Source organism: Azoarcus olearius (genome assembly GCF_001682385.1).
In the GTDB taxonomy this organism is placed as follows: domain Bacteria; phylum Pseudomonadota; class Gammaproteobacteria; order Burkholderiales; family Rhodocyclaceae; genus Azoarcus; species Azoarcus olearius.
Genome location: NZ_CP016210.1, coordinates 3689890 through 3711320 on the forward strand (window position 1 = coordinate 3689890; position 21431 = coordinate 3711320).

Below are 21431 nucleotides of genomic sequence, written 5' to 3' on the forward strand. Positions count from 1 at the left end.
GGTCTTCCTCTCGTCAGGTCGGGTTGCCGACGGCTTCGCGCGGCTGGCCGGCCGCCGCAAGCAGGTTGTCGTACAGGGCGTGGTAACGGTTGATCATGCCGTCCAGGCTGAACACTGCTTCCGCGCGCCGCCGTCCGGCATCGCCGTGACGCCGGCGCAGCGCCGGGTCGCGCAGGTAGGCGATCAAGGCAGTGGCCATCGCCTGGCTGTCGGCCGGCGGCACCAGCTCTCCGGTGTCCCCGGCCGCGACCAGCTCCGCATTGCCGCCTACATCGGTGGCCAGCACCGGCAGCCCGCAGGCCATCGCTTCCAGGATGGTGTTCGAAATGCCCTCGGCAAGCGACGGTAACACGAAGACGTCCAGCCCCCGCATGACATCCGGGACATCCTTGCGCTCACCGGCGAGCCACACCCGCTCGCCGATGCCGCTCCGTGCGATCTCGGCCTCGACCTGGGCGCGCTGGGGCCCATCGCCGGCAATCACCAGGCGCGCTCCCGTCACGTCCGGCGCCTGCTGCAAGGCGAGCGCAAAAGCCCGGACGAGATTGACCTGGTCCTTGACCGTCTGCAGGCGGCCGACCGTGCCAACCACGATCTCGCCATCCGCCCCTACGGGTGCGCCGGCGATAAGGGCGCGGGGGCGAGCGACCTGGAAGCGGCGCGTATCGACGCCGTTGCAGATGCGTTCGATGCGCGCCGGGGAAATACCCACCGCGTCGTGCAGATAACGCTCCAGATGGCCGGACAGGGCCACGTAGCGGCTGACGAAAGGGGTGTAGAGCCGACGCATCCACTGGAACTTGCGGCTGCGTCCATCGGGATCGGAGGCGTCCCAGCCGTGCTCACCATGAATGCGGACCGGGACCCGCGCGGCCCAAGCCGGCACCACCGCTTCCAGCGCGGCCAGGTTGCGGGTGTGCACCACCGCCGGCCGACGCGTGCGGAACAGCCGGTAGAGCGCGGGATAGAGCTGGATGCCGTGCCCCTGCGGCTTGTGCAGCGAGATGAAGTCCACATCGCGGCGCGTAACGCGTTCGCAAAAGGCCGGAGCGCAGCGGGTCAGCGCGACGACGCTGTGACGGAAATCATCTTCGGGCAGCCGGTTGATCAGGTTGACGACCCCGTTCTCGAGCCCGCCGACATCGAAGCTGTACACCACATGCATGATCAGCGGGCGGCGATCGTTCATCGTGCGCGCTCCGCTTGGCGGATGGCGGTGACAATCCCGTCCTGGTACTGCGCGAGCAGCGCCGCAATGGCTTCATCCGCGCCGTTGTCATCGCCTTCGGGCGCCATCGCGATCACCACCGCGCTGAGGTCCGCGCGGCCCGACAGCCGGGCGGCTGCCAGGCGGAGCTTGAGTTCGATGTCGTTCGTGACGCTGCGGCCATCGAAGAGATAGGTTTGCCACACACGGACGCGTTCGCCTTCGGCGCTGACGGTAGCGCGGCGGTAACTGCGCCCGCCGCTTTCGGCGGGGCTGCGCTCCATGACCAAAACCTGGTGCGAGCCGGGCTGCGCAAGCCCGTTGCCCCAGGTCACCATCTCCGCCCCCTCGCCCTGATCGGCAAAAACCGCCACATACAGCGTCACCGGCAGACCCTGCGGCGGACGATAGGTCGCCACCGCTTCAGCCCGCTGGCCGCTGTAGCTGGGACGGTAGATCACACCTTCACGGCCCGCGGCCGACGACCAGCCTTCAGCCGCCGGGGGCAGGGTCAGGGTCAATGCGAAAGGCGCTACCGGCCGCGTCAGAACGCTTTCGGCTGTGTGGAACAGCGGCGCCACGGCAAGCAACGGCAGCAGTGCCAGCCAACGCCGCGGGGAGGACGGCGCGGGCACGACCGGCCCGGCGACGACCGCTGCGGCCGGCTCGTGCCAACGGTTGCCGATACCGAACATCAGGAAGATGACGACCCCGAAGAACACCCAGCCGTAGATCAGGTGATCGACGCCGGCGGCGAGGCGGTTGTCCGACAGGTAGCCCAGCAGCACGATCATGTAGGCCCGCGCCCAGTTCGCAACGATCGGTACCAGCAGCGCCACCAGCATGAACATCAGGCGGCGTTTCAGGCTGCGGTAGCTGAGATAGGCATAGAGCGCCCCGACGGTAAGCGACGCGATCAGGTAACGAATGCCGCTGCAGGCTTCCACGACGGACCAACGCCCGTTGGGCACGACGAAATGCAGGCCTTCCTGGTACACCGGGATGCCGCTCACGCGCAGCGCCCACACGGTCACGTCCGCGGTGTAGCTCATCAGCGTCGGCAACATGAAGTCGCCGATCGGCACGCCGAAGAACAGGAACAGCACCGGGAACAGAAGCGGACGCATCAACGCCGGCCCGAGCAGGCCCGCAAGGGTGGCGACGAGCAGTGCGACCAGGAAGAAATGCGTGGCGGCCGCAACACTCGCGACCTGCCCCAGCAGCCACCCGGCGCCCGCGAGCGCGGCCGCCAGCGCCCACACAGCCCTCGGCTGCAGGGCGTGGCCGGCGAGGCGATGGCGGTTGCGCCAGACCAGCCCCACGAACACCGGAAGCACGATCAGCCCGTGCGCATAGGTATCGGAGCGGCGCCAGATGGACCCGATCTCCAGCGCGGTTGGCGCGAACCAGCCGAGCGTCCAGGCAAAGGTGCCCAGGATGGCGAGGAACACCAGGGCTACCGAGGGCGGGGTCGCAGCCCCCCCCGAGGGGGGGGTGGCGACCGCCAGATCAGCGATGTCGCGTTTCACAGGCCCGCTCCCATCCTTGCCTCGTCCACCTTCTTCATACGCCGGCCCATGGTGCTCAGCCCAGGTTGCGGACGATGTGAGGCCCGAGCGCGTTGGCCACGCCGGGCGGCAGACGCTTCCACAGCGCGATGAACGCACGGTACTTGGGATTCATGGGGTTGTTCTGGGGAACGTCCGCGCGCTTGTACAGGCGGTACTCGTAGGACAGCGGCTGGGGCTCGAAACCCCAGTTCTTCTTGAAGCTGTAGGGGCCGGTGCCGACCTTGCTGCGGCCGTAGTCGAACAGCCTGCAGCCGCGTTCGCACGCGCGACGCATCAGCTCCCAGTACTTGAAGTCATTGGCGGCGAGGTCGCGGGCGGCAAGGTCGTCACCGGCGTAATACGGCAGCACCTCGTCGCGGAAATAGAAGCTGAGCACGCTGGAGAGCGGTTTCCCCTCGGGCGAGCTGACGGTGAGCACTTCGCACGCATCGCCGAAGCGTTCCTTGAGCGCCGCGAAGAAGCGCCTGGGCAGCGCCGGCGTGCCGTGGCGCAAGACGTTATCGGCGTACAGGGCGAAAAAACGGTCCACCGTGCTGTCGGTATCCGCCCTCAGTCCGTTCTTGATGCCCTTGCGGACCATGGCGCGTTGCTTGCGCGGAATGGCCAGCATGTTGTCCTCGACGCCCGGCAGGATGGGCTTGCGGAACGTGACATACAGGGTCTGGCGTGGCCAGTCTTCGTGTCGCGCCGTGAGGTTGCGGTACTCGAGATGCTGGACCCCAAGCCGCAGCGCCAGCGCCTCCGCCTCCGCCTCGAGCAGCGCGGCCGCTTCGCCGCTCCCCTCGCTGACGGCCACGCCGCCATACACGCAGAACGGCAGCGACGTGAGGGCATGGCCGAACAGTACGCTCTTGACCTCGGCAAGCGGCAGCACGCCGACGATCTGCCCAGCCCGTTCGGCGTACAGGAACCACGTCCGGTGGCGGAAGACGTCCTCGATCACGCCCTTCCATGCGGACAGATGGAAGAAGGTGGCTTCCGGGCACTGCAGGACGAACGCATCCCAACGCGCCGCATCCGCCGCGTCCAGGGTCTTGATCGTGGTGCTCAGACGGTCCATGACGAGACTCGGAAAGGCCGCGAATTCACGCGGCGTCGCGAAAGACTTCGTCCGCACGCCCCCACCTGAAGTCGCCCAGCAGGCGCCGCAAGCGGTGTTCGGTACGTTCGAGGTTGATGTAGTGGCGGAACCGCGTCTTGGTCGATGCCTCGCTGACGCGCGGCTGCGCCGGATCGACCTCCCAAGGATGGAAATAGAAGATCGCCGGACGGCGGTCGTCACGATTCACGCGCGCGATCTGCCAGCGGGATACTGCATACGGCAGCAGACGGAAATAACCGCCGCCGCCCGCCGGCCAGTTGCGCCCCAGCCAGCGCATGGTGCTGACCGGAATTTCAACCAACCCGCTGGACAGTCGATACGGGAAGCGCGGCGCGTCGGGAATGCCGTAGTGGTCGTGCTTGACCGGGTAGACGCTGGAACTGTAGCGATAACCGGCTTCGGCGATGACGTCGTGCGCCCACGGGTTACCGAGGCCGATGGAGAAGCTTGGCGCACGGTAGCCAGTCACCGCGACACCGCCGATATCCTCCAGGACACTCTTCGCCAACGCGATGTCCGCAAGAAAAGCCTGCGGTGTCTGAGCGCTCGCCCGCTCGTGAGCGTAGCCATGACTGGCAAGTTCGTGCCCTGCGGCGCAGATACGGCGCACCAGCTGCGGATAGCGCTCGGCGACCCAGCCCAGGGTAAAGAAGGTCGCGCGCGCCTCCCGCTCGGCCAGCAGGCCGAGGATCAGGTCGACGTTGCGTTCCACCCGGCAGGGCACGGAATCCCATCGCTCACGCGGGAAATGCGGCGCCAGCGCCGACACCTGGAAGTAATCCTCGACGTCGATCGTCAGCGCATTGGTCAATTCTCCGCGCGGGGAAACCTCGGCAGCGTCCATCAGCTGGCCTCGCGTTGTTCGCGTTCCGCGAGCCAGTTCGCCAGGTGGGCGGCGATGCGCTCCGCGGTATGACCGTCCCACAACTCCGGCACCCGCCCACCCTTGCCGCCGCCATCCAGCACGGCGGCGGCCGCGTCGAGGATGGCGCTCGGGTCGGTTCCGACCAGGGTGTTGGTGCCCTGCTCGACGGTGATCGGACGTTCGGTGTTGTCGCGTATCGTGAGGCAGGGCACCCCGAGCGCCGTGGTCTCCTCCTGAATCCCGCCGGAATCGGTCAGCACCAGCTTGGCCCCGGCCATCAGCCCCAGCATTTCGAGGTAACCCTGGGGCGGCAGCACCAGGAAGCCGGGATGATCCAGGCGACTGTCCAGACCGAAGCGCTCCAGGTTGGAACGGGTGCGCGGGTGCAGCGCGAACACCAGAGGCAGGCGAGCTGCGATTTCCCGCAGCGCGTCCACGATGGGACCCAGTGTTTCGGGCTGGTCCACATTGGACGGGCGGTGCAGCGTGACCACGCCGTAGCCGTCCCGGATACGGGCCGGATCAAGACCTGCGGCAGCCAGCAAATCGGCGGGCGGCACCGCCTTCGCCTTGCTCGCGAGCAGACTGTCGATCATCACGTTGCCGACAAACACTGCCCGTTCGGGGGCAATGCCTTCGCGTGCCAGGTTGTCATGCGCGCTGCGTTCGGTGGTGTACAACACGTCCGACAACTGGTCGGTGAGGATGCGGTTGATCTCCTCCGGCATTTTCCTGTCGTTGCTGCGCAAGCCGGATTCGACGTGGACGACAGGAATATGGCGCTTGGCGGCCACCAGCGCGCACGCCAGCGTGGAATTCACGTCGCCAACCACCAGCACTGCGCGTGCGCCGTGCTCATCGAGCACCGGCTCGAAACGCTTCATCACTTCGGCGGTCTGCACCGCGTGCGAACCGGAGCCCACGGCCAGGTTGACGTCGGGATCCGGGAGTTCGAGATCTGCGAACAGGCGGTCCTTCATCGCCGGGTCGTAGTGCTGGCCGGTGTGCACAAGCAGCGTCGGCAGTGGCGTTGCGTGTTGCGCAAATGCCCGGATGATCGGTGCGATCTTCATGTAGTTCGGCCGCGCGCCGACCACGCAGACAATCGGCGCAACGGGCGTCGCGGTCGCATTCATTGGCTTTCCTCTCCATTCACCGGCTCGCGCTGTACGGCCTGCAACAGCTGCGTCAGTACGCCCAGTGTCGCCGACATGGATTGCTCCAGGTTTGCAAGACGGGTTTCGATGCGTTGCAGATCGTAGGAGGCCGCCATTCCAGCCACCTCCTGCACGAGTTGGGGCGACGCGTACAGACGCTGCAGCGCCGCGTTGTCAATCGCCGGTCGCGTGCCGTTGTGGCCCTCATCCGGATCGAGGCGGACGCGCGATGGCGCCGCGAACTCTTCCTTCAACTCTTCGACCACCTCGCGCACATCGGCTTCGCCGATCTGGTGGCGCTCCGCCAGGTAGGCGGCGAGCAGAAGCCGGTCGCACAGGCTGTTGATACGGCGCGGAATGCCGCCCGACTGGGTATAGATGCGGGCAAAGGCTTCGGCGGTGAAGATGGGGTCGTCGGCCCAGCCGACGTGACGCAACCGGTGCTCGACGTAAGCGCGCGTCTCCTCCGCGTCTAGCGGCCCGAGGTGATACGAGGCGATGACCCGCTGGCGCAATTGCTGCATCTCGGCGCCCTGCATGATGTCGCGGAACTCCGGCTGCCCGACCAGGAAGCTCTGCAACAAGGCGTGGTCTTCGAGCTGGAAGTTGGACAGCATGCGCAACTCTTCCACCGCGGCGGGGCTGAGGTTCTGAGCTTCGTCGACAATCAGCAAGGCCCGCTTTCCGGCAGCGGTCGTGGTTACCAGAAAGGTTTCGATCGCCAGCAGCAGCCCCGCCTTGTCGAGATGGCGGTTTGGAATGCCGAACGCCGCGGCCACCATGCGCAGGATGTCGTCGGCATCGATGCGGGTGCTGACGAGATTGGCGGCAATGACCTTGTCGGGGTCGAGATGCTCGAGCAGGCTGCGGACGATGGTCGTCTTGCCGGCGCCGATCTCGCCGGTGATGACGATGAAGCCCTCGCTTTGGTGCAACCCGTACTCGAGATACGCCATCGCCCGACGATGACCGCGGCTGCCGAAGAAGAACGCGGGATCCGGGTTAAGCTGGAACGGCTTGCTGCGCAGCTTGAAGTAGGCCTCGTACATCCTGCCTCCGGTTCAGAATCGCATGCCGATATTGGCGATGACGGCGTTCTCGGTGAAATCGCTTCCTGCGGTACTGCCCTGCGAACGCTGGTAGCGATATGTGAGGCCGCCATAGGTGTGCGGCCCGAGTTCGGTACTCAAGCCGACCGAGGCCAGCAGCCGGCGGGTATCGAGTCCGGTTCCAGTAGCCCCTTGGGAGCGCGAGCGCGTCACCGAGGCCGTCAATGAGGTCCGGGCCGACAGGTGGTGATTCAGGTTTGCGGACAGCGCAGTCGTGATCAGCCTGTCGGTATTGGCGAAATCATCTTCACTGGACAAGCTGCCTCCGGCGCCGATGCGCGAACGGTCGGAGCGGCTGAGCGTGAAACCGAGCGTGTTGCGGGTTCCGATGAGCGAAAAACCGGCCTGTGCCCGCTTATCGACGTACTGGGCATTGGTAAGCACCGTACGCCGCGACGTGATGGGGTCGAAGCCAAGGGCGTTCAGGCAGCTCAGATAGATCTGCTGACGCTCGGCCGGGTCCTGCGACAGGACGTTCGCCAACTGGGCGCACAACAGCTCCTCCTGGGTCGGCGGGCCACCCACCGACAGGGCCTGCAGACTGGAGGACAAGTCCTTGGAAAAGCTGAGATGCCAGTTCGACCGGGCCATGCGGTGGTTGAAGCTGACGTCGTAGCCCCGCCCGAACATCCGTTTTTCCGACGTGGCGGAGATCGTGGTGCGCTCGGTGGGGTTCCAGTCGAAGCCACCGCCCCAGATGGTTCCCCGCTCGTCGTTGCCGCTTTCGTAGTCGTTGGACTCGTAGCCGCCGATGGCTCGCAGCCGGAACTGCGGGCTTGCATTGATGTAGAGCGTGGCGCGGCCGTTTTCCTGCCCCGCCTTGCGTCCACCGGAACTGGTGGTATCGCTGCCATAGTCCGATTCGCTGCGGCTGTAGTTGACGCCCCAGCCGAACAGGCTCAGTGCGGACGGATCGGACAACTGCGCAGTCCATTCCCCGCGCCGCTGGCGCCCCACGGTTCCGCTGCCACTGTCGAGCCAGCGCGACGAGTAGCCGACCGAGCCCCGGGCCTCTCCCAGGTGGAACTGGAGTCGGGGTGCGATGGACCAGGTGCGCGTCTCGTCGTTGCTCGAGGTGTTCAGGCTGTCGTTCGTGCTGCGCCCGGAAAAGGCCGAGCGATTGTTGCGATTTGAGGCGGCACTGAGGCTGATGAATAGCAGGTCATCCACCGCCTCCACTTCACCCTGCCCTTGCAGCGTGAGGAAAGACGCGTTCCGGCCCGACTCGTTGGTATGCGCGACGTTGCGCCAGCGCGCGGTGAGGTTGCCGTGAATTCGCCCCGTAGCACGCGTGATGGTGACACCCGGCGACACTTCTGCGAGCCAGTCACTCTTGCCGCCGCTGCTTTCGGAATTGACGTTGTCGGTCCAGCTCAGCCGGGCCTCGAGCGAGGGCGTGACGGTCACGTTCTGCGCGAGCGCCGCGTTGACAAATCCGAGCGCGAACACGAGCGCGAGCGGCCTGAGCACGAGGCACGGCGCCGTCACGTCAGGCCGCTTCCGAACGGGCTTCCGCGCCATAACCGTATCCGTAGCCGTAATACCCACCCGCGCCCCGTTCGCGCGCCTTGTTCAGCACCATGAGCTTGATGGGGCAGTTTTCGATGGTGGAAAGCGCCTGGGTCAGCACCGCGCGGGTCGTCCGCTCCGCCTCCACCACGACCACGATCTGCCCCATGTGGCCGGCAAGGACGCGGGCTTCGGTGGTGACGAGCAGCGGCGGCGAATCGAACACGATGATGCGATCCGAGTAGCGATTGGCCATCTGCTCGAGCAGGCGATTCATGCTCTCGGACGCGATCAGCTCGGTCGCCCGTTGGTGCGGCATTCCGGCCGGAAGGATGGACAGCTTTTCGATGTTGGTGCGCAGCAGAACGTCGCCAAGGTCCGCCACTTCGCCGGTCAGCACGTCCATCAGCCCCCGCTCGGGCGGCAGGCCCAGACGGTTGAGGACGGAGGGGCGCGAAACGTCGGCATCCACCAGCAGCACGGTGTAGTCGAGTTCCATGGCCATGCTGATTGCCAGGTTGATCGCGGTGAACGACTTCCCTTCCCCGGGCATTGCACTCGTCACCATGATCAGGCTGCCGTTCTTCACCTCCGCCTGCCCCTTTGCCGTCGCGTTGCGCAGCAGGGGGCGCTTGATCACCCGATACTCTTCGGCGATGGGAGAACGAGGCTGGTCGGGCGTCACCATGCCCATCATTCCGAGACGGGCGAGATCGACCTCGATGGTGCGCGACGCCGGCCCGGCGACTGGGGCGGCCGGCTCCGGGACGACAGCCGGCGCGACAACCTCCGCGGCAAGAATCCGGTCGACCTCCGCGGCGGCGTCTGCAGTGGGCGCAGGCGCGCGTGGCGCGGTGACGGGCTCACCCGCCGCCTGCTTCAGCTTGTCGAGTCGTTCAACGGCTTTTTCGATGAGGCTCATTGTGCTCTCCGCTTTACCGCTGGATCAGGTGAAGCGCAAACGTGGCCAGTCCGGTGGCCCCGACGAAGGCGACCACGCCCCCCGAAAAGGCCGCCAGCCCCCGCATGCGCGTACGCGCACGTTCCGGCGTATCGAGCATGGAGACGGTGCCAAGGACCGGAAGCCCGGTGATCTCGCGCAACATCCGCGCATCACTGAAGGCAGGACGGAACTGGCTGATCAGGAAGGTCAGCGCAAAGCCCGCAAGCAGACCGGCAAGACCGGCCAGCGGCATCAACAGCAGGCGGTTGGGCGCGGAGGGCTTGGACGGCAGGCTGGGCGGGTCGATCAGGCGGAACTCCGCGATCGCCGACTGCGCATCCATCTCCACCGCGATATTTGCCGATTCGCGCCGTGCAACCAGGCTGTCGTAGTTGCTCTTGTGCACCGCGTAATCGCGGTTCAGCTGCGCGAGTTCGGCCTCCAGCTCCGGGACCAGGCGGCTTGCGGCGCGCGCCTGGGCGAGACGGCTCTCGTACTCGCCGACGCGGGCGCGCAGGGACGCCACCCGGGCTTCCGACTCGGCCAACGCAAGCTTCATCTGCTGGAAGACCGGATTGGTGTTGAGCGCGCCGAAGGCGCCGGGACCGGCTTGGCGCCGCATCTCGATCTCGGCGAGCTTCTGCTTCTCAAGCTGCTCGATGACCCGCTTGGCGCCGATCACATCCGGATGCTGGTCGGTGTAGCGCTGCATCATGTCGTCGAGATTGCGCTTGAGCGCGTCGATGCGACCGTCGATTTCGGGAATGGATACCGCCGAGGGCGTCGGCGTCTGCGGCAACAGGACGGGCTCCTCACCCACCAGTTGGGCGCGCAGCGCGTCACGGGAGTTCTCGGCCTCGCGAAGCTCCAGCCGGGCCTGATCGAGTTGGGACGCCAGTTGCGAGATCTGCGCGACGTGGTCCTGCCCGTTCTCGCTCAGCAACCCGATGTTCTTGAGACGGAACTCCTTCATGCGGTTCTCCGCCTCGGTGAGCTTTTCCTCGTAGTTCCGGATCTGGTCCTCGATGAAGCGCCGGGCGCTGTCGGTATCCTGGCGCTTGGTCCCGAGTCCCGACTCCACGAACAGCGACACCAGCGACTGCACGATGCGCTGCGCGCGATCCGGCCGCGTATCGGCATAAGCCAGCGTAAAGAGGTTATCGCGACCGGTTCCGCGGATACGAAGGCCGTTGGTGAGTTCGCTGATCAGCGCTTCCCGCTGCCCCTGAGTACGGACGCCGAGGTCGAGGTCGGCCATCGTGATCAGCTTCTCGACGTTGGGTCGGTTGATCAGCGTGCGGCTGAGGATGGCCACCTGCTGGTCGACGTTAGGCTGGACAGCGATGCCCGACATCAAGGGACGCAGGATGGACTGGGTATCCACGAACACGCGTGCGGTCGACTCGTACTTGTCCGGCATCATGTAGATCGCGATGCATCCACCGATGCCCACCACCCAGGCCAACGCCAGACCCCACCACCGAAAGCGCCACATGCCGCGCAGGTAGCCGACCAACTGCCCTACTAGTTCTTCCATGATTCAGTCCTGGTGACACGGCGCCACCCCACCCGCTGGCGCTGGTGGCGCAAAGGTAAAAACTCCCAGGGACGCGGCTTAGAACCAGCTCTGCGGAATGATGAGGACGTCGCCCGGACGCATCTCGACGTTGGCCGAAACGTCGCCGCGCTTGACGAGATCCTTGATGCGCACGCTGTACTGCTTGTTGCCTTCGGCCGTGCGCAGGATGGTGGCACCGTTGCCATCGGCAAACTCGGTCATGCCGCCCACGGCGATCATCACGTCGAGCAGGGTCATCTTCTGCTTGTAGGCCAGCACCTGCGGCTTGCCCGCCTCGCCCACGACCCGGATCTGCTCACTGTACGGGCCGACGAATTGCGACACGATGACAGTGACCACCGGTTCGCGGATGAACTTGGACAGTTCCTTCTCGATATCCCGGGCCAGCGTGGAGGCATCCTTGCCCAGCGCGGGCAGGTCCTCGACCAGCGGCGTGGTGATCTTGCCGTCCGGGCGCACCGGAACATTCATCGACAGCTCGGGGTTGCGCCACACCACGATGTTGACGCTGTCACCCGGCCCGATGACGTAGTTGTAGTCGGAATCCGCCGCCGACATGGGGGCTGGAGGATAAGAGGAAGCACAGCCGGCGAGCCCGCCGAGCACGCCAAACACCAAACCCAACGCGCGGACTCCGGCCCAAATCGTCGATGCTTTATCGCTCATGATCGAGAACACCCCTGTTTCTGGAAGACGGCAATGATACGCCTCGGCGCATTTTTTCATGCTACGAAGATATCGGCGAGAGCCGAAGGAACAAATACACAAACTCTTACAGGCTGCCCATCCTGCTTGCGATAGATTGCCGACCCATTGGCCGAAACATATATGCACGCCTGTCGGCCGGTTCCGCTCGGGGTGCGCTCCGCCCGGGCCCCAAAAATGACAAGGATGGCTTCGCGCATGACTTTCAATGCTGCCCACGACCGCGCCTCCCTTCCGAGAGCGCAGCATCGCGACACATCTTCCCGTGTGGCTCGCCATGCAACACCGGCCCGCTTGAACAGCAATTTCGCGCTGATTCGCGAGGGTTACCACATTCGCATCGGCGACGGCGTCGAATCGCTCAAACTGGGCATCCGGCAGTTGATCGACCGCATGTATTCGTCGCGCGGTCTCCGCACCTATCATCCGGAGATCGAGCAAAGCGACAGCAGGACGACGCTCGTCGCGTGCAAGGGCGACCACCTGTTCGCGACGCTTACGCTCGGCCTCGACTCGGATCGAGGATTGATGGCGGACACCTTGTACGGCCGGGAAATCGACAGCTTCCGCCGGGCGGGCAGCCGCTCTTGTGAAGTGACCCGCCTCGCCATGGACCCGGAACATAGTTCCCCTGAGGTCATGGCTTCGATGTTTCAAATCGTTTACGTGCTTGCCCGCATGGTCTACCGCATGACCGATCTGTTCATCGAGGTCCATCCGCGGCACGCCGGCTTCTACCGGCGCATGCTGGGCTACGAAGTGGTGGGCCCGGAGCGGATCTGTCCGCGGGTCGGCGCCCCCGCGGTACTCATGCACATGTCGCAGCAGGATGTCGACGAACTGGTCGATCAGTTTGCGGGCCAACGCGACGACGGCATCCGCAGCCTGTACCGGCTGTTCGCCCCGCCCAGCGAACTGACCCTGCTCCAGAATCAGCTCGTGCTGGGCTGAACTTCACTCAGAACCAGCGCCGGACTTCGAGGTACAGGCGGTCGCTATCGTCAAAGCGGCCAAAGATGCCGCCGCGCCGCCCCTCGAAGTGGTCGTAGCCGACCACGCCCCGCCACTCCGGCGCGATTTTCCAGATCAGTTTGGGCCGCAGCATGTAGTCGCTACGATTGAGCGACGAGGCTGCCAGGAACTCCACGGTGAACCGTGAGCCGATATCCCTGACCGCCTGGAAGGTCACACCACGCTCATCGCGATCCACCCCCATCGCCGCCTCGTGACCGTAGTAGATGCGCGAGAAGTACTGCGCATTGAACCGCCAGACATCCGCGAACGGAACGTCCACGCCGACGACATAGTCCAGCGTGGCCGAGCCCTTGACGCCTTCAGGCGCCAGCGGATCTGCGGTGTTGAAGTGGCGTCCGCGCGTATGCACGGCTTCACCCTTCAGCACGAATTCGCCGAAGTCCTTGCTGAAAGTACCCCCGAGCTGACGGATCCGGTCGTGACGCAATTCGTAGGTCGGGGCAACCGAGCTGCGATACAGCGTGGGGGAAACATCCTGGCTTGCGTAGTAGAAGGCGGAGAGATCCCAGCCGCCGACGAGCCGGCTCATTCGCAGGCCCCAATTGCCGTTGTCGAGGCTTTGTCCCGGCTTCTTCTCCGTGACATGCGTGCCAGCCGGTAGCTGATAGGGATAGAAGTCGCTTCCCGGCTTGCCGATACGGTCGTAGCTGGCGACCGGAACCCACAGCAATTCGAAATGGGTGTCGCCCATGAAGTACTCGGCGCGTGCCGCCCATTGGGCAATCCGCATCGACTCGAACTCGGGCAGCAGGAACTCGCGCATGTCACGCGCCGAGACGACGTCGGCGAAGAAGAAACCCACCATCTCGCCCCATACGACGTGCTGGCGCCCGAGGCGGAACTCCCAGTCGCCGGATGAAAAGTCGAGGTAGGCTTCGCGCACGGTGAAGTCGGCGCGCTGATCACGGCGCACCGCGCCGCTGTAGTGGGCGTCCTCCAGATCATAGGCGCCGTCAGCTTCCGCCCGCCCGGTCAGCTTCCATCGCAACCCTGGCCCGGAGCCGCTCGCGGTCAATTCCGAGCGGGCTCGCAAACGCGACCAATGCCCGGGGTCCGGCAGGGTATACGCCCCTCCGAACTCCACATAGCCGCCGAGCTTACCCGGGCGAGCAGGCGCCGTCTCGGCGGGCCCTACATCAAGCAGCGCATCCAGTTCGGCGTCGTCGTCCGCCGCCATCGCACAGCCGGCCGCGGCCAGCGACATCGCGAGCAGCGCCCGCATCCTGCAGATGGTCATTCCCTAACCCTGTTCGTTGTCGTTGTGTGGGGAGCGCCGGTCCTGCACGAAGGTCCAGCGCCGGTTCGCGCGCGCCCCGAGCGCGGTGATCTGGCCGTCGGCGATGCGCACCAGTCGGTCCGCCATGCTCATGACCTTGCGGTCGTGCGTGGAAAACACGAAGGTCGTGCCGGAGCTGCGGTTGATGTCCTTCATCAGACGGAGAATGCTTTCTCCGGTCTTGCTGTCCAAGTTGGCGGTGGGCTCGTCGGCAAGCACGATCTTCGAGTGGGTTGCCAACGCGCGCGCGATCGCGACCCGTTGCCTTTGCCCGCCGGACAACTGATTGGGGCGATGGTCCGCGTATTTGGTGAGACCGACCATTCCGAGATAATGGCGTACGCGCTCACGGCGCTCGGCCCGGGTCAGTTCCCGCAACTGCAGCAAGGGGTACTCGACGTTCTCCTCCGCCGACAGCACGGGGAGGAGGTTGAAGGTCTGGAAGATGAAACCGATCGTGCGGGCGCGAAGGTCGGCGAGTTGATCGGGCGTTCGCCCCGAGACATCATGCCCGCCCACCACGACGCGTCCGGAGGTGGGAGTGTCGATGCACCCGATGATATTGAGGAGAGTAGACTTGCCGCTACCGGAAGGACCCGCAATCGCCAGGAAGACCCCGGGTTCGATCGCCAGCGACACGTCCGTGAGTGCCTGGACATCCTGGTCGCCAAGGCGATAGCGCTTGCTCACATTTTCGACCTCGACGATCGCCATTGCAGCGGTTGCACCGTGATGAGAACGCCATAAGGATAGCATTCATGACCGAGCACATTCGATCCAGACGGAAATTCCTCGCGACGCTGGCCTGCACGCTGGCCGCACCGGCCCTGAGCCGGGCAGCGGAGGACGCGGCTCCGCGCGCTACCGACGAGGAAGCGGTGCGTATCGTCACGCTCGCCGACGAAATCCGCTTCCCACGCGAGAGCTTCCAGACCGAAATCCTGGTGCGCAATTTCAGCGCCGGCGAGGCAGGAGAATCCCGCCGCTATCGCGTGCTGTCGCGCGGCAACGACAACACCATCGTGCTGACCTTGGAACCGGCGGTGGAACGCGGCCAGGCCCTGCTGATGCGGGGCCGCGATCTGTGGATCTTCATGCCGAGCGTATCCCAACCGGTGCGGCTCTCGCTCGCCCAACGCCTTACCGGGCAGGTGGCGAACGGCGACCTCGCCCGCGCCAACTTCGGTGGCGACTACGATCCGGTGCGTGCAGGCAAGGAAACCGTCGATGGCCAGTCGGCCCACGTCCTCGATCTGACGGCGGTGGACCGGGGCGTGACCTACGCGAAGGTGCGCTACTGGGTCAGCGAGAAAGACAACCGGCCGCTGAAGGCAGAGTTCTACGCACTGTCCGGACGGCTGCTGAAGACCTGCCGCTATACCGATTTCAAGGAACTCGCCGGCCGCGTCCGCCCCACCCGCTTGATCATGGAAGACGCCCTCAAGAAGGGCGAGACATCGGAACTCACCTACGAAACGATGGCCCTGAAGGACCTCCCGGAACGGATGTTCACCCGTGAATACATGAGCCGGCTGCAGTAGAAATCCAAATGGCATTTTGCGCACATGACAAATAGAATCGTGTCATGCGCTCTGAAATCATCCACCACGGTGGCCGCGACGGCGTAACCGGCTCCTGCCACCAGCTGCTGTTTGGCAACGGCGACAGCATCCTTATCGATTGCGGCCTGTTCCAGGGCGCCGAAACCGCCGCCGACGGTCGCGGCGCTGAGGATGCCCTTGCGTTTCGCATGCCGGTTTCAGCGATACGGGCACTCGTCGTCAGCCATGTCCACATCGACCACGTCGGGCGCATCCCCTGGCTGCTCGCTGCGGGATTCAAGGGGCCGATCATCTGCAGCGAGCCGTCCGCACGGCTGCTGCCGACGGTCCTCGCAGACGCCTTCGCGCTCGGCATCGCACGCGATCCGCAACTGGTGCAACGCTACATCGACATGGTGGAAGCGCGGCTCCATCCCCTGCCCTACCGCCGCTGGCTCCGGTTCGTCAGCGCCGACGGCACCGAGTGCCGCATCCGCCTCCAGCGTGCTGGTCACATTCTCGGTTCCGCCTATGTCGAATGCGATCTCCGCCGCCCGGGCGAGAAACCGGAGCGCATCCTGTTCTCGGGCGACCTCGGCGCACCCCACGCACCACTGCTGCCCGCGCCGCGCCCGCCCTGGCGCGCCGACGTCGTCGTACTGGAAAGCACCTACGGCGATCGGCTGCACGAAGGTCGGCGCGACCGCCGCCTGCGGCTGAAGAAGATCGTGGAGCACGCACTCGATAACGGGGGCACGGTAATCATCCCCGCCTTCAGCATCGGACGCAGCCAGGAACTCCTGTACGAATTCGAGGACATCCTGCACAGGGAAAGGGCACGTCCCGACCGGTACGCGGCACGTTGGGCGCACCTACCGATCTATCTCGACTCCCCGCTGGCGAGCCGGTTCACCCAGCTCTACCGCGAACTGCAACCGTGGTGGGACGATGAAGCGCTCGCGCGCGTCAGAAGCGGGCGCCAGCCGCTCGGTTTCGACCAACTCGTCGCCATCGACGACCACCAGGACCATCTCGACAACGTCCGGCATCTCGCGCGTAGCGGCGAACCCGCCATCGTCATCGCTGCGAGCGGCATGTGCACGGGCGGACGGGTGATGAATTACCTCAAGGCGATGCTGCACGACACGCGGCACGACGTGCTCTTTGTGGGTTATCAGGCGGCGGGCACCCCGGGCCACGCCATCCAGACTTTCGGACCGCGAGGTGGTTACGTCGACCTCGACGGGGAACGCATCCACATCCGCGCGGGCATCCATACGCTAGGCGGCTATTCCGCTCACGCGGACCAGCGGGACCTGGTGCGGTTCATTACGCGTATGCGCCACCTTCCCGCCGAAATCCGGTTGATTCACGGTAGCAGCGAGGCAAAAGCCGCCCTCACCGCAGCGCTGCGCAAGGCGACAGAGGAGCGTTGCATCGTCACGCCCTGACCGTAATCCAGGCGCAGGAAACCACTTCCACGCACTTGGAGTGAACAAAAAAACGGGCGCCGAAGCGCCCGTTTTTGTCATCCCTGATTTCGCTGGTAGGCGAAATTAGAAGGAGTGACGGATACCCACGGTGAAGCCACGCTCGTAGGCGCCCGAGGTAGCCGCAGCGGTACCACCGGCAGCCGGGGTGTTGTTGCGGGTGGCGTCGCCGATGTACGAAGCGTAGGAACCGTTCTTCGCAGCACCCTTGTTGTTGATGTCGGCGTAGGCGGTGTACAGCGCGGTACGCTTCGACAGGGCGTGCTCGTAGCCGATACCCCACTGGCTCACGCGGGCGTCGTCGCCGCCGTCGATTTCGCTCTTGCGGCGAACGAAGGAGGCCTGGACCTTGCCAGCAGCGCCAACCGGCACAGCGGCGGTCAGGGCCCACTGCTTGTGCTTGACGATGTCTTCGGAGTCGCTCACGCCGTAGACCGCACCCAGCTTGACGACGCCGAAGTCATAGGTACCACCGAGGTCCCAGGTCTTGTTCACGGTGTCGGTCGTCAGGGAGGTGGCGTTGCCACGGATCTGATGGACGTTCAGAGCGACGTAGATCGGGCCGTTCTTGTAGGTCGGAGCGATCGCCCAAGCGCGAGCATCCGAACCACCGGGAACACCGTAGCCGTTCTCGGCGCTTTCGTCGCCGGAAGCGCTGTTGGTGTAGGCAGCAACCACGCTGAAGCCACCGAAGGTCGGCGAAACGTAGGCAGCGAGGTTATCCAGGCGGGCCGGGCTGATGTAGACGTTGGCCAGCGAGGCAACGGTACCCTTGCCGAAGCCGAACGGGTCGATGTTGCCAGCCAGCAGGGCGTGCGCCGGGGTGTACTGACGACCCAGGGCCACGGTACCGAAGTTGCCGGACAGGGCAACGTAGGACTGGCGGGAGCCAGCGCCGCCCCACAGGCCGCTGGAGCCGTTGGTGTCGCCCTGGATGCCGGTTTCGTACACGAAGGAAGCCTTCAGGCCGTTGCCCAGATCTTCCGTGCCCTTGAAGCCGAGGCGGTTGCCAGCGGAGATGCCGGAATCGATGGCGGAGCGGGAATCCACGCCGCTGATGGCGCTGTCACCGGTCCACTTGTAGCCGAAGTCGACAACACCGTAGATCGTCACGTTCGACTGAGCGAAAGCCGGAGCGGACATCAGGCCAGCCACAGCCAGCGCGATCAGTTTCTTTTGCATGTATTTCTCCTCAATTTGAAGTTGAGACCGTCGCCTTGGCGCCGGCCCGACTTACCTCTCGCACGAGAAGTTGCAGCGATTGTGATGACCCACGCAGCCACCACGCAAGCGCGCACCACAGCAAACGCGACCCATCGGACCGTTCCTGTTGCATGGTTGCAACATTCATATGTCGGGGAGACCGGCACGGGCCGAACGGCGGGCAAAGAGGCGTTCCACCCGCCGCCGGCGCGAAAAGGGAACGGGTGCCAGAGCACCCGTTCGTCACACCGCAATGTTCGCGCTCAGGCGCGATCAGAAGGAGTGACGCAGACCGACCGTGAAGCCGCGCTGGTAGTTGCCGCTGATCGACGAGGTCTGGGCGGTGCCGATGTAGCCGGCGCCCGACCCGAGGTCCTTGGCCGAACCCTTGTTGTTGATATCGGAGAAGGCCGTGTAGATAGCGGTACGCTTGGACAGTTCGTGCTGGTAACCAATGCCCCACTGGCTGACCTTGGCGTCGCTGATCGCGGCATCCCAGTCGCTCTTGCGATGCAGGTAGGACGCCTGGATCTTGCCCGCAGCACCCACCGGCACAACGGCGGTGAGGCCCCACTGCTTGTGCTTCACGGAGTCGCTGACATCACGCACGCCGTAGATGGCACCGAGCTTGACCACGCCCAGATCGTAGGTGCCGCCGAGGTCCCAGACCTTGGTGGTGGCGTCGCTGGCATTGACGCGGATCTGGTGAACGTTCAGCGCGACATAGACCGGACCGTTCTTGTAGCTCGGGCTGATCGCCCAGGCGCGCGCATCGGAACTGGTGGACTGGTTGCCGAAGTCGTTGTGGATACCTTCGTCGCCGGCGGCGCTGTTGGTATACGCGGTCACGAACGAGAAGCCGCTCCAGTTCGGCGACACATAGGCGGCCAGGTTGTCCAGGCGGGACTCGTGGATGTACACGTTGGCGATGGTCGCGACAGTACCGCGGCTGAACGCGTCAACGGCGCTCGCCAGCGTGTACTGCGGCGCATATTGGCGGCCCAGCGCGACCGTACCGAAGTTGCCGGACAGCGCGACGTAGGACTGACGCGAACCCGTGCTGCCCCACAGGCCGTTGTCGTTGGCGTCGCCACGGACGGCAGACTCATAAACGAACGACGCGGTCAGACCATTTCCGAGGTTTTCCGTGCCCTTGAAGCCGAGGCGGTTGCCGGCGGAGTTGCCCGCGTCAATCGCGTTGCGCGACTTGACGCCCGAACGGGCGCTGTCACCGGTATAGACGTAGCCGAAGTCGACCAGGCCATAGATGGTGACGTTGGACTGAGCGAAAGCCGGAGCGGACATCACGCCGGCCACGGCCAGCGCGATCAGTTTCTTTTGCATGTAATACCCCTTGATTGAAGACGGGACCCTCGCATGGCGACGGCCAGGTTCACCGTTACGGAAACGTTCCGCATGACCACGGCGAACCGCCCGGGCAAGGTACGGAGCTTTCGTTACAGAACATGACGGGCCGTTGTTTTCGGTACTCGCTGTTGCACGAGAACAACGCTCCGGCCTTCACTGAATCGAGCGAGCCTTGGGGCAGCGTAGGAACTCGCGTCAGGCCTTAGCACTCTCAAACACCGAGTGCTAAAATTGGCGTCGAGGAGGACTTCAGCCCATGTCGCAAGCCTTGTCATTCCCTGTTCCGTCTGTTGTCGGCAGCATCGACCAGTACATCCAGGCGGTGAATCGCGTGCCCCTGCTGACGGAGCAGCAGGAGGTGGAACTCGCCACCCGCCTGCGTGACGACGGCGATGTCGATGCCGCACGCCAGTTGGTGATGTCGCACCTGAGAGTGGTCGTGGCGATCGCGCGCGGCTATCTCGGTTACGGGCTGCCGCACGCCGACTTGATCCAGGAAGGCAACATCGGCCTGATGAAGGCGGTGAAGCGCTTCGACCCGACCCGTGGGGTGCGGCTGGTGTCGTTCGCCATCCACTGGATCAAGGCCGAGATCCACGAGTACATCCTGAAGAACTGGCGGTTGGTGAAAATCGCCACCACCAAGGCGCAGCGCAAGTTGTTCTTCAACCTGCGCAGCCTCAAGCAGGACACCGGCACGCTCAACCGCGACGAGGTGGAGGCGGTAGCCACCCAGCTCGGCGTGAAGCCGGAAGAAGTGGTGGAGATGGAAACGCGGCTGAGCGGCCGCGACATTCCGATCGACGGCGGCAACGACGACGAGGACGAACGCTTCGCGCCGATCGCCTACCTGCCCGCCCCTGCCGCGGAACCTTCCGAGGTGCTGGAGCGCGCGGAGCGGGCCCATCTGCAGGACACCGGGCTGAAGCAGGCGCTCGGCGCGCTCGACGAGCGCAGCCGCACCATCGTGGAACGCCGCTGGCTTACCGACGGCGACAGCGCCACGCTGCACGAGCTGGCGGCGGAGTACGGGGTGTCGGCAGAACGTATCCGCCAGATCGAGGCGAAGGCAATGCAGAAAATGCGCGGTCTGCTGGCGCCGGCAATGTAAGCAGCGCAGCCGTATGCAAGAACCCGCGGCGACCTTTTGGTCGCCGCGTTGCGTTTACCGTCGCGCCGTCGGCTCCGCGAGCAACTGCTTGAGGTCGGCAACGATGTTGTCGACGCTCTCGCCATGCCGGACGTAGAGGCGCAGGCGGCCTTGCGGGTCGAACACATAGGTGCCGGCCGAGTGGTCTATGGTGTATGCACCGCCGGCGGTATCTCCGCTCTTGCGGTAGAAGATGCGGAATTCACGCGCGACGTCCGCCGTCTGCTCAGGCGTGCCGTAAAGGCCGACGAAGCGCGGATCAAATGCGGGAACGTACTGGGCGAGCAGTTCCCGCGTATCGCGTTCCGGGTCGACGGTGACGAACAGCACTTGTACGCGCTCGCCGTCCGCCCCCAGGCGCTTCACCACTTCCGCCATCGACGTGAGATTGCTCGGGCACACGTCCGGGCACTGCGTGTAGCCGAAGAACAGCGTGACGACCTTGCCGCGGAAGTCCGTCAGCGCGCGCGGCTGGCCGCTGTGGTCGGTCAGGGCAAACTGCTTGCCATAGTCTGCCCCGGTGATATCGGTGGAATGGAAGGCGGGAGCCGGATCTGAACATCCCCCGGCGAGGACGGTTGCGGCCAGTGCGGCCGCGCAAAGCAGGACTCGGAGCATCGT

The 21431-nt window shown here is 65.0% G+C and carries 19 protein-coding genes; 4 read left to right on the forward strand and 15 right to left on the reverse strand.

What is annotated here, in order from left to right:
* Positions 1-13: 13 nt before the first annotated feature.
* The 10 genes from dqs_RS16825 to dqs_RS16870 all read right to left on the reverse strand — a co-directional run bounded on the left by dqs_RS16825 (position 14) and on the right by dqs_RS16870 (position 11600).
* Entirely contained in the window at positions 14-1189 is a 1176-nt protein-coding gene (locus dqs_RS16825; RefSeq protein WP_065341208.1) for a TIGR03088 family PEP-CTERM/XrtA system glycosyltransferase, read from the reverse strand.
* Positions 1186-2736, reverse strand: a complete 1551-nt coding sequence (xrtA, locus tag dqs_RS16830) for an exosortase A (protein WP_157108210.1) — start codon at positions 2734-2736, stop codon at positions 1186-1188. The genes dqs_RS16825 and xrtA overlap by 4 nt, the downstream gene beginning before the upstream one ends.
* A gap of 55 nt (positions 2737-2791) precedes the next feature.
* Complete coding sequence (locus tag dqs_RS16835; protein WP_065341210.1) at positions 2792-3838, reverse strand: FemAB family XrtA/PEP-CTERM system-associated protein; 1047 nt, start codon at positions 3836-3838, stop codon at positions 2792-2794.
* 25 nt (positions 3839-3863) lie between these two features.
* Positions 3864-4724 (reverse strand): XrtA system polysaccharide deacetylase, encoded by an 861-nt coding sequence (locus dqs_RS16840; RefSeq protein WP_011767000.1) that lies wholly within the window; start codon positions 4722-4724, stop codon positions 3864-3866.
* Complete coding sequence (gene wecB, locus dqs_RS16845; protein ID WP_065341211.1) at positions 4724-5881, reverse strand: non-hydrolyzing UDP-N-acetylglucosamine 2-epimerase; 1158 nt, start codon at positions 5879-5881, stop codon at positions 4724-4726. Before wecB ends, dqs_RS16840 begins: the two co-directional genes overlap by 1 nt.
* Complete coding sequence (locus tag dqs_RS16850; protein ID WP_011767002.1) at positions 5878-6951, reverse strand: XrtA/PEP-CTERM system-associated ATPase; 1074 nt, start codon at positions 6949-6951, stop codon at positions 5878-5880. The genes wecB and dqs_RS16850 overlap by 4 nt, the downstream gene beginning before the upstream one ends.
* A gap of 12 nt (positions 6952-6963) precedes the next feature.
* Positions 6964-8481, reverse strand: a complete 1518-nt coding sequence (locus dqs_RS16855) for a TIGR03016 family PEP-CTERM system-associated outer membrane protein (protein WP_169823523.1) — start codon at positions 8479-8481, stop codon at positions 6964-6966.
* A gap of 19 nt (positions 8482-8500) precedes the next feature.
* Complete coding sequence (locus dqs_RS16860; RefSeq protein ID WP_011767004.1) at positions 8501-9442, reverse strand: XrtA-associated tyrosine autokinase; 942 nt, start codon at positions 9440-9442, stop codon at positions 8501-8503.
* A gap of 13 nt (positions 9443-9455) precedes the next feature.
* Entirely contained in the window at positions 9456-11000 is a 1545-nt protein-coding gene (locus dqs_RS16865) for an XrtA system polysaccharide chain length determinant (RefSeq protein WP_065341213.1), read from the reverse strand.
* Positions 11001-11078: 78 nt separating this feature from the next.
* A complete protein-coding gene (locus dqs_RS16870) occupies positions 11079-11600 on the reverse strand; it encodes an XrtA/PEP-CTERM system exopolysaccharide export protein (RefSeq protein WP_050976151.1) in 522 nt (173 codons plus the stop codon).
* A 345-nt stretch (positions 11601-11945) separates the two neighbouring features.
* Here dqs_RS16870 and dqs_RS16875 point away from each other — a divergent pair, with 345 nt between their 5' ends.
* Positions 11946-12698: an N-acyl amino acid synthase FeeM domain-containing protein gene (locus dqs_RS16875; RefSeq protein ID WP_011767007.1), complete on the forward strand. Its 753-nt coding sequence runs from the start codon at positions 11946-11948 to the stop codon at positions 12696-12698.
* 7 nt (positions 12699-12705) lie between these two features.
* Here dqs_RS16875 and dqs_RS16880 read toward each other — a convergent pair whose 3' ends face one another.
* Together dqs_RS16880 and dqs_RS16885 are read right to left on the reverse strand one after the other, a co-directional pair.
* A complete protein-coding gene (locus dqs_RS16880) occupies positions 12706-14019 on the reverse strand; it encodes a DUF1302 family protein (RefSeq protein ID WP_065341214.1) in 1314 nt (437 codons plus the stop codon).
* 3 nt (positions 14020-14022) lie between these two features.
* On the reverse strand, positions 14023-14772 hold the full coding sequence (locus dqs_RS16885; RefSeq protein ID WP_011767009.1) for an ABC transporter ATP-binding protein: 750 nt from the start codon (positions 14770-14772) through the stop codon (positions 14023-14025).
* Positions 14773-14816: 44 nt separating this feature from the next.
* Between dqs_RS16885 and dqs_RS16890 the strand changes: the two genes are divergently transcribed.
* Positions 14817-15599, forward strand: coding sequence for an outer membrane lipoprotein-sorting protein (locus tag dqs_RS16890; RefSeq protein ID WP_065341215.1), 783 nt, complete (start codon positions 14817-14819; stop codon positions 15597-15599).
* Positions 15600-15643: 44 nt separating this feature from the next.
* On the forward strand, positions 15644-17050 hold the full coding sequence (locus dqs_RS16895; RefSeq protein WP_065341216.1) for an MBL fold metallo-hydrolase: 1407 nt from the start codon (positions 15644-15646) through the stop codon (positions 17048-17050).
* A gap of 105 nt (positions 17051-17155) precedes the next feature.
* Here the strand turns inward: dqs_RS16895 and dqs_RS16900 are convergent, their stop codons facing one another.
* Positions 17156-18271 (reverse strand): porin, encoded by a 1116-nt coding sequence (locus dqs_RS16900; protein ID WP_065341217.1) that lies wholly within the window; start codon positions 18269-18271, stop codon positions 17156-17158.
* 294 nt (positions 18272-18565) lie between these two features.
* Positions 18566-19636, reverse strand: coding sequence for a porin (locus tag dqs_RS16905; RefSeq protein WP_065341218.1), 1071 nt, complete (start codon positions 19634-19636; stop codon positions 18566-18568).
* A 280-nt stretch (positions 19637-19916) separates the two neighbouring features.
* Here dqs_RS16905 and rpoH point away from each other — a divergent pair, with 280 nt between their 5' ends.
* Positions 19917-20771, forward strand: a complete 855-nt coding sequence (gene rpoH, locus dqs_RS16910; protein ID WP_011767015.1) for an RNA polymerase sigma factor RpoH — start codon at positions 19917-19919, stop codon at positions 20769-20771.
* Between the two features lie 54 nt (positions 20772-20825).
* On the opposite strand, the gene dqs_RS16915 is transcribed toward rpoH, so the two are convergent.
* Entirely contained in the window at positions 20826-21428 is a 603-nt protein-coding gene (locus dqs_RS16915) for an SCO family protein (protein WP_065341219.1), read from the reverse strand.
* Between the last annotated feature and the right edge of the window lie 3 nt (positions 21429-21431).

Bases quoted from the DNA above. Each gene is read 5' to 3' on its own strand.
- wecB (WP_065341211.1), bottom strand. From the start codon at position 5,881: ATGAATGCGACCGCGACGCCCGTTGCGCCGATTGTCTGCGTGGTCGGC.
- dqs_RS16860 (WP_011767004.1), bottom strand. From the start codon at position 9,442: ATGAGCCTCATCGAAAAAGCCGTTGAACGACTCGACAAGCTGAAGCAG.
- dqs_RS16915 (WP_065341219.1), bottom strand. From the start codon at position 21,428: ATGCTCCGAGTCCTGCTTTGCGCGGCCGCACTGGCCGCAACCGTCCTC.
- dqs_RS16875 (WP_011767007.1), top strand. From the start codon at position 11,946: ATGACTTTCAATGCTGCCCACGACCGCGCCTCCCTTCCGAGAGCGCAG.
- rpoH (WP_011767015.1), top strand. From the start codon at position 19,917: ATGTCGCAAGCCTTGTCATTCCCTGTTCCGTCTGTTGTCGGCAGCATC.
- dqs_RS16840 (WP_011767000.1), bottom strand. From the start codon at position 4,724: ATGGACGCTGCCGAGGTTTCCCCGCGCGGAGAATTGACCAATGCGCTG.
- dqs_RS16825 (WP_065341208.1), bottom strand. From the start codon at position 1,189: ATGAACGATCGCCGCCCGCTGATCATGCATGTGGTGTACAGCTTCGAT.
- dqs_RS16865 (WP_065341213.1), bottom strand. From the start codon at position 11,000: ATGGAAGAACTAGTAGGGCAGTTGGTCGGCTACCTGCGCGGCATGTGG.
- dqs_RS16900 (WP_065341217.1), bottom strand. From the start codon at position 18,271: ATGCAAAAGAAACTGATCGCGCTGGCTGTGGCTGGCCTGATGTCCGCT.
- dqs_RS16880 (WP_065341214.1), bottom strand. From the start codon at position 14,019: ATGACCATCTGCAGGATGCGGGCGCTGCTCGCGATGTCGCTGGCCGCG.
- dqs_RS16885 (WP_011767009.1), bottom strand. From the start codon at position 14,772: ATGGCGATCGTCGAGGTCGAAAATGTGAGCAAGCGCTATCGCCTTGGC.
- dqs_RS16890 (WP_065341215.1), top strand. From the start codon at position 14,817: ATGACCGAGCACATTCGATCCAGACGGAAATTCCTCGCGACGCTGGCC.
- dqs_RS16850 (WP_011767002.1), bottom strand. From the start codon at position 6,951: ATGTACGAGGCCTACTTCAAGCTGCGCAGCAAGCCGTTCCAGCTTAAC.
- dqs_RS16835 (WP_065341210.1), bottom strand. From the start codon at position 3,838: ATGGACCGTCTGAGCACCACGATCAAGACCCTGGACGCGGCGGATGCG.
- dqs_RS16895 (WP_065341216.1), top strand. From the start codon at position 15,644: ATGCGCTCTGAAATCATCCACCACGGTGGCCGCGACGGCGTAACCGGC.
- dqs_RS16870 (WP_050976151.1), bottom strand. From the start codon at position 11,600: ATGTCGGCGGCGGATTCCGACTACAACTACGTCATCGGGCCGGGTGAC.
- dqs_RS16905 (WP_065341218.1), bottom strand. From the start codon at position 19,636: ATGCAAAAGAAACTGATCGCGCTGGCCGTGGCCGGCGTGATGTCCGCT.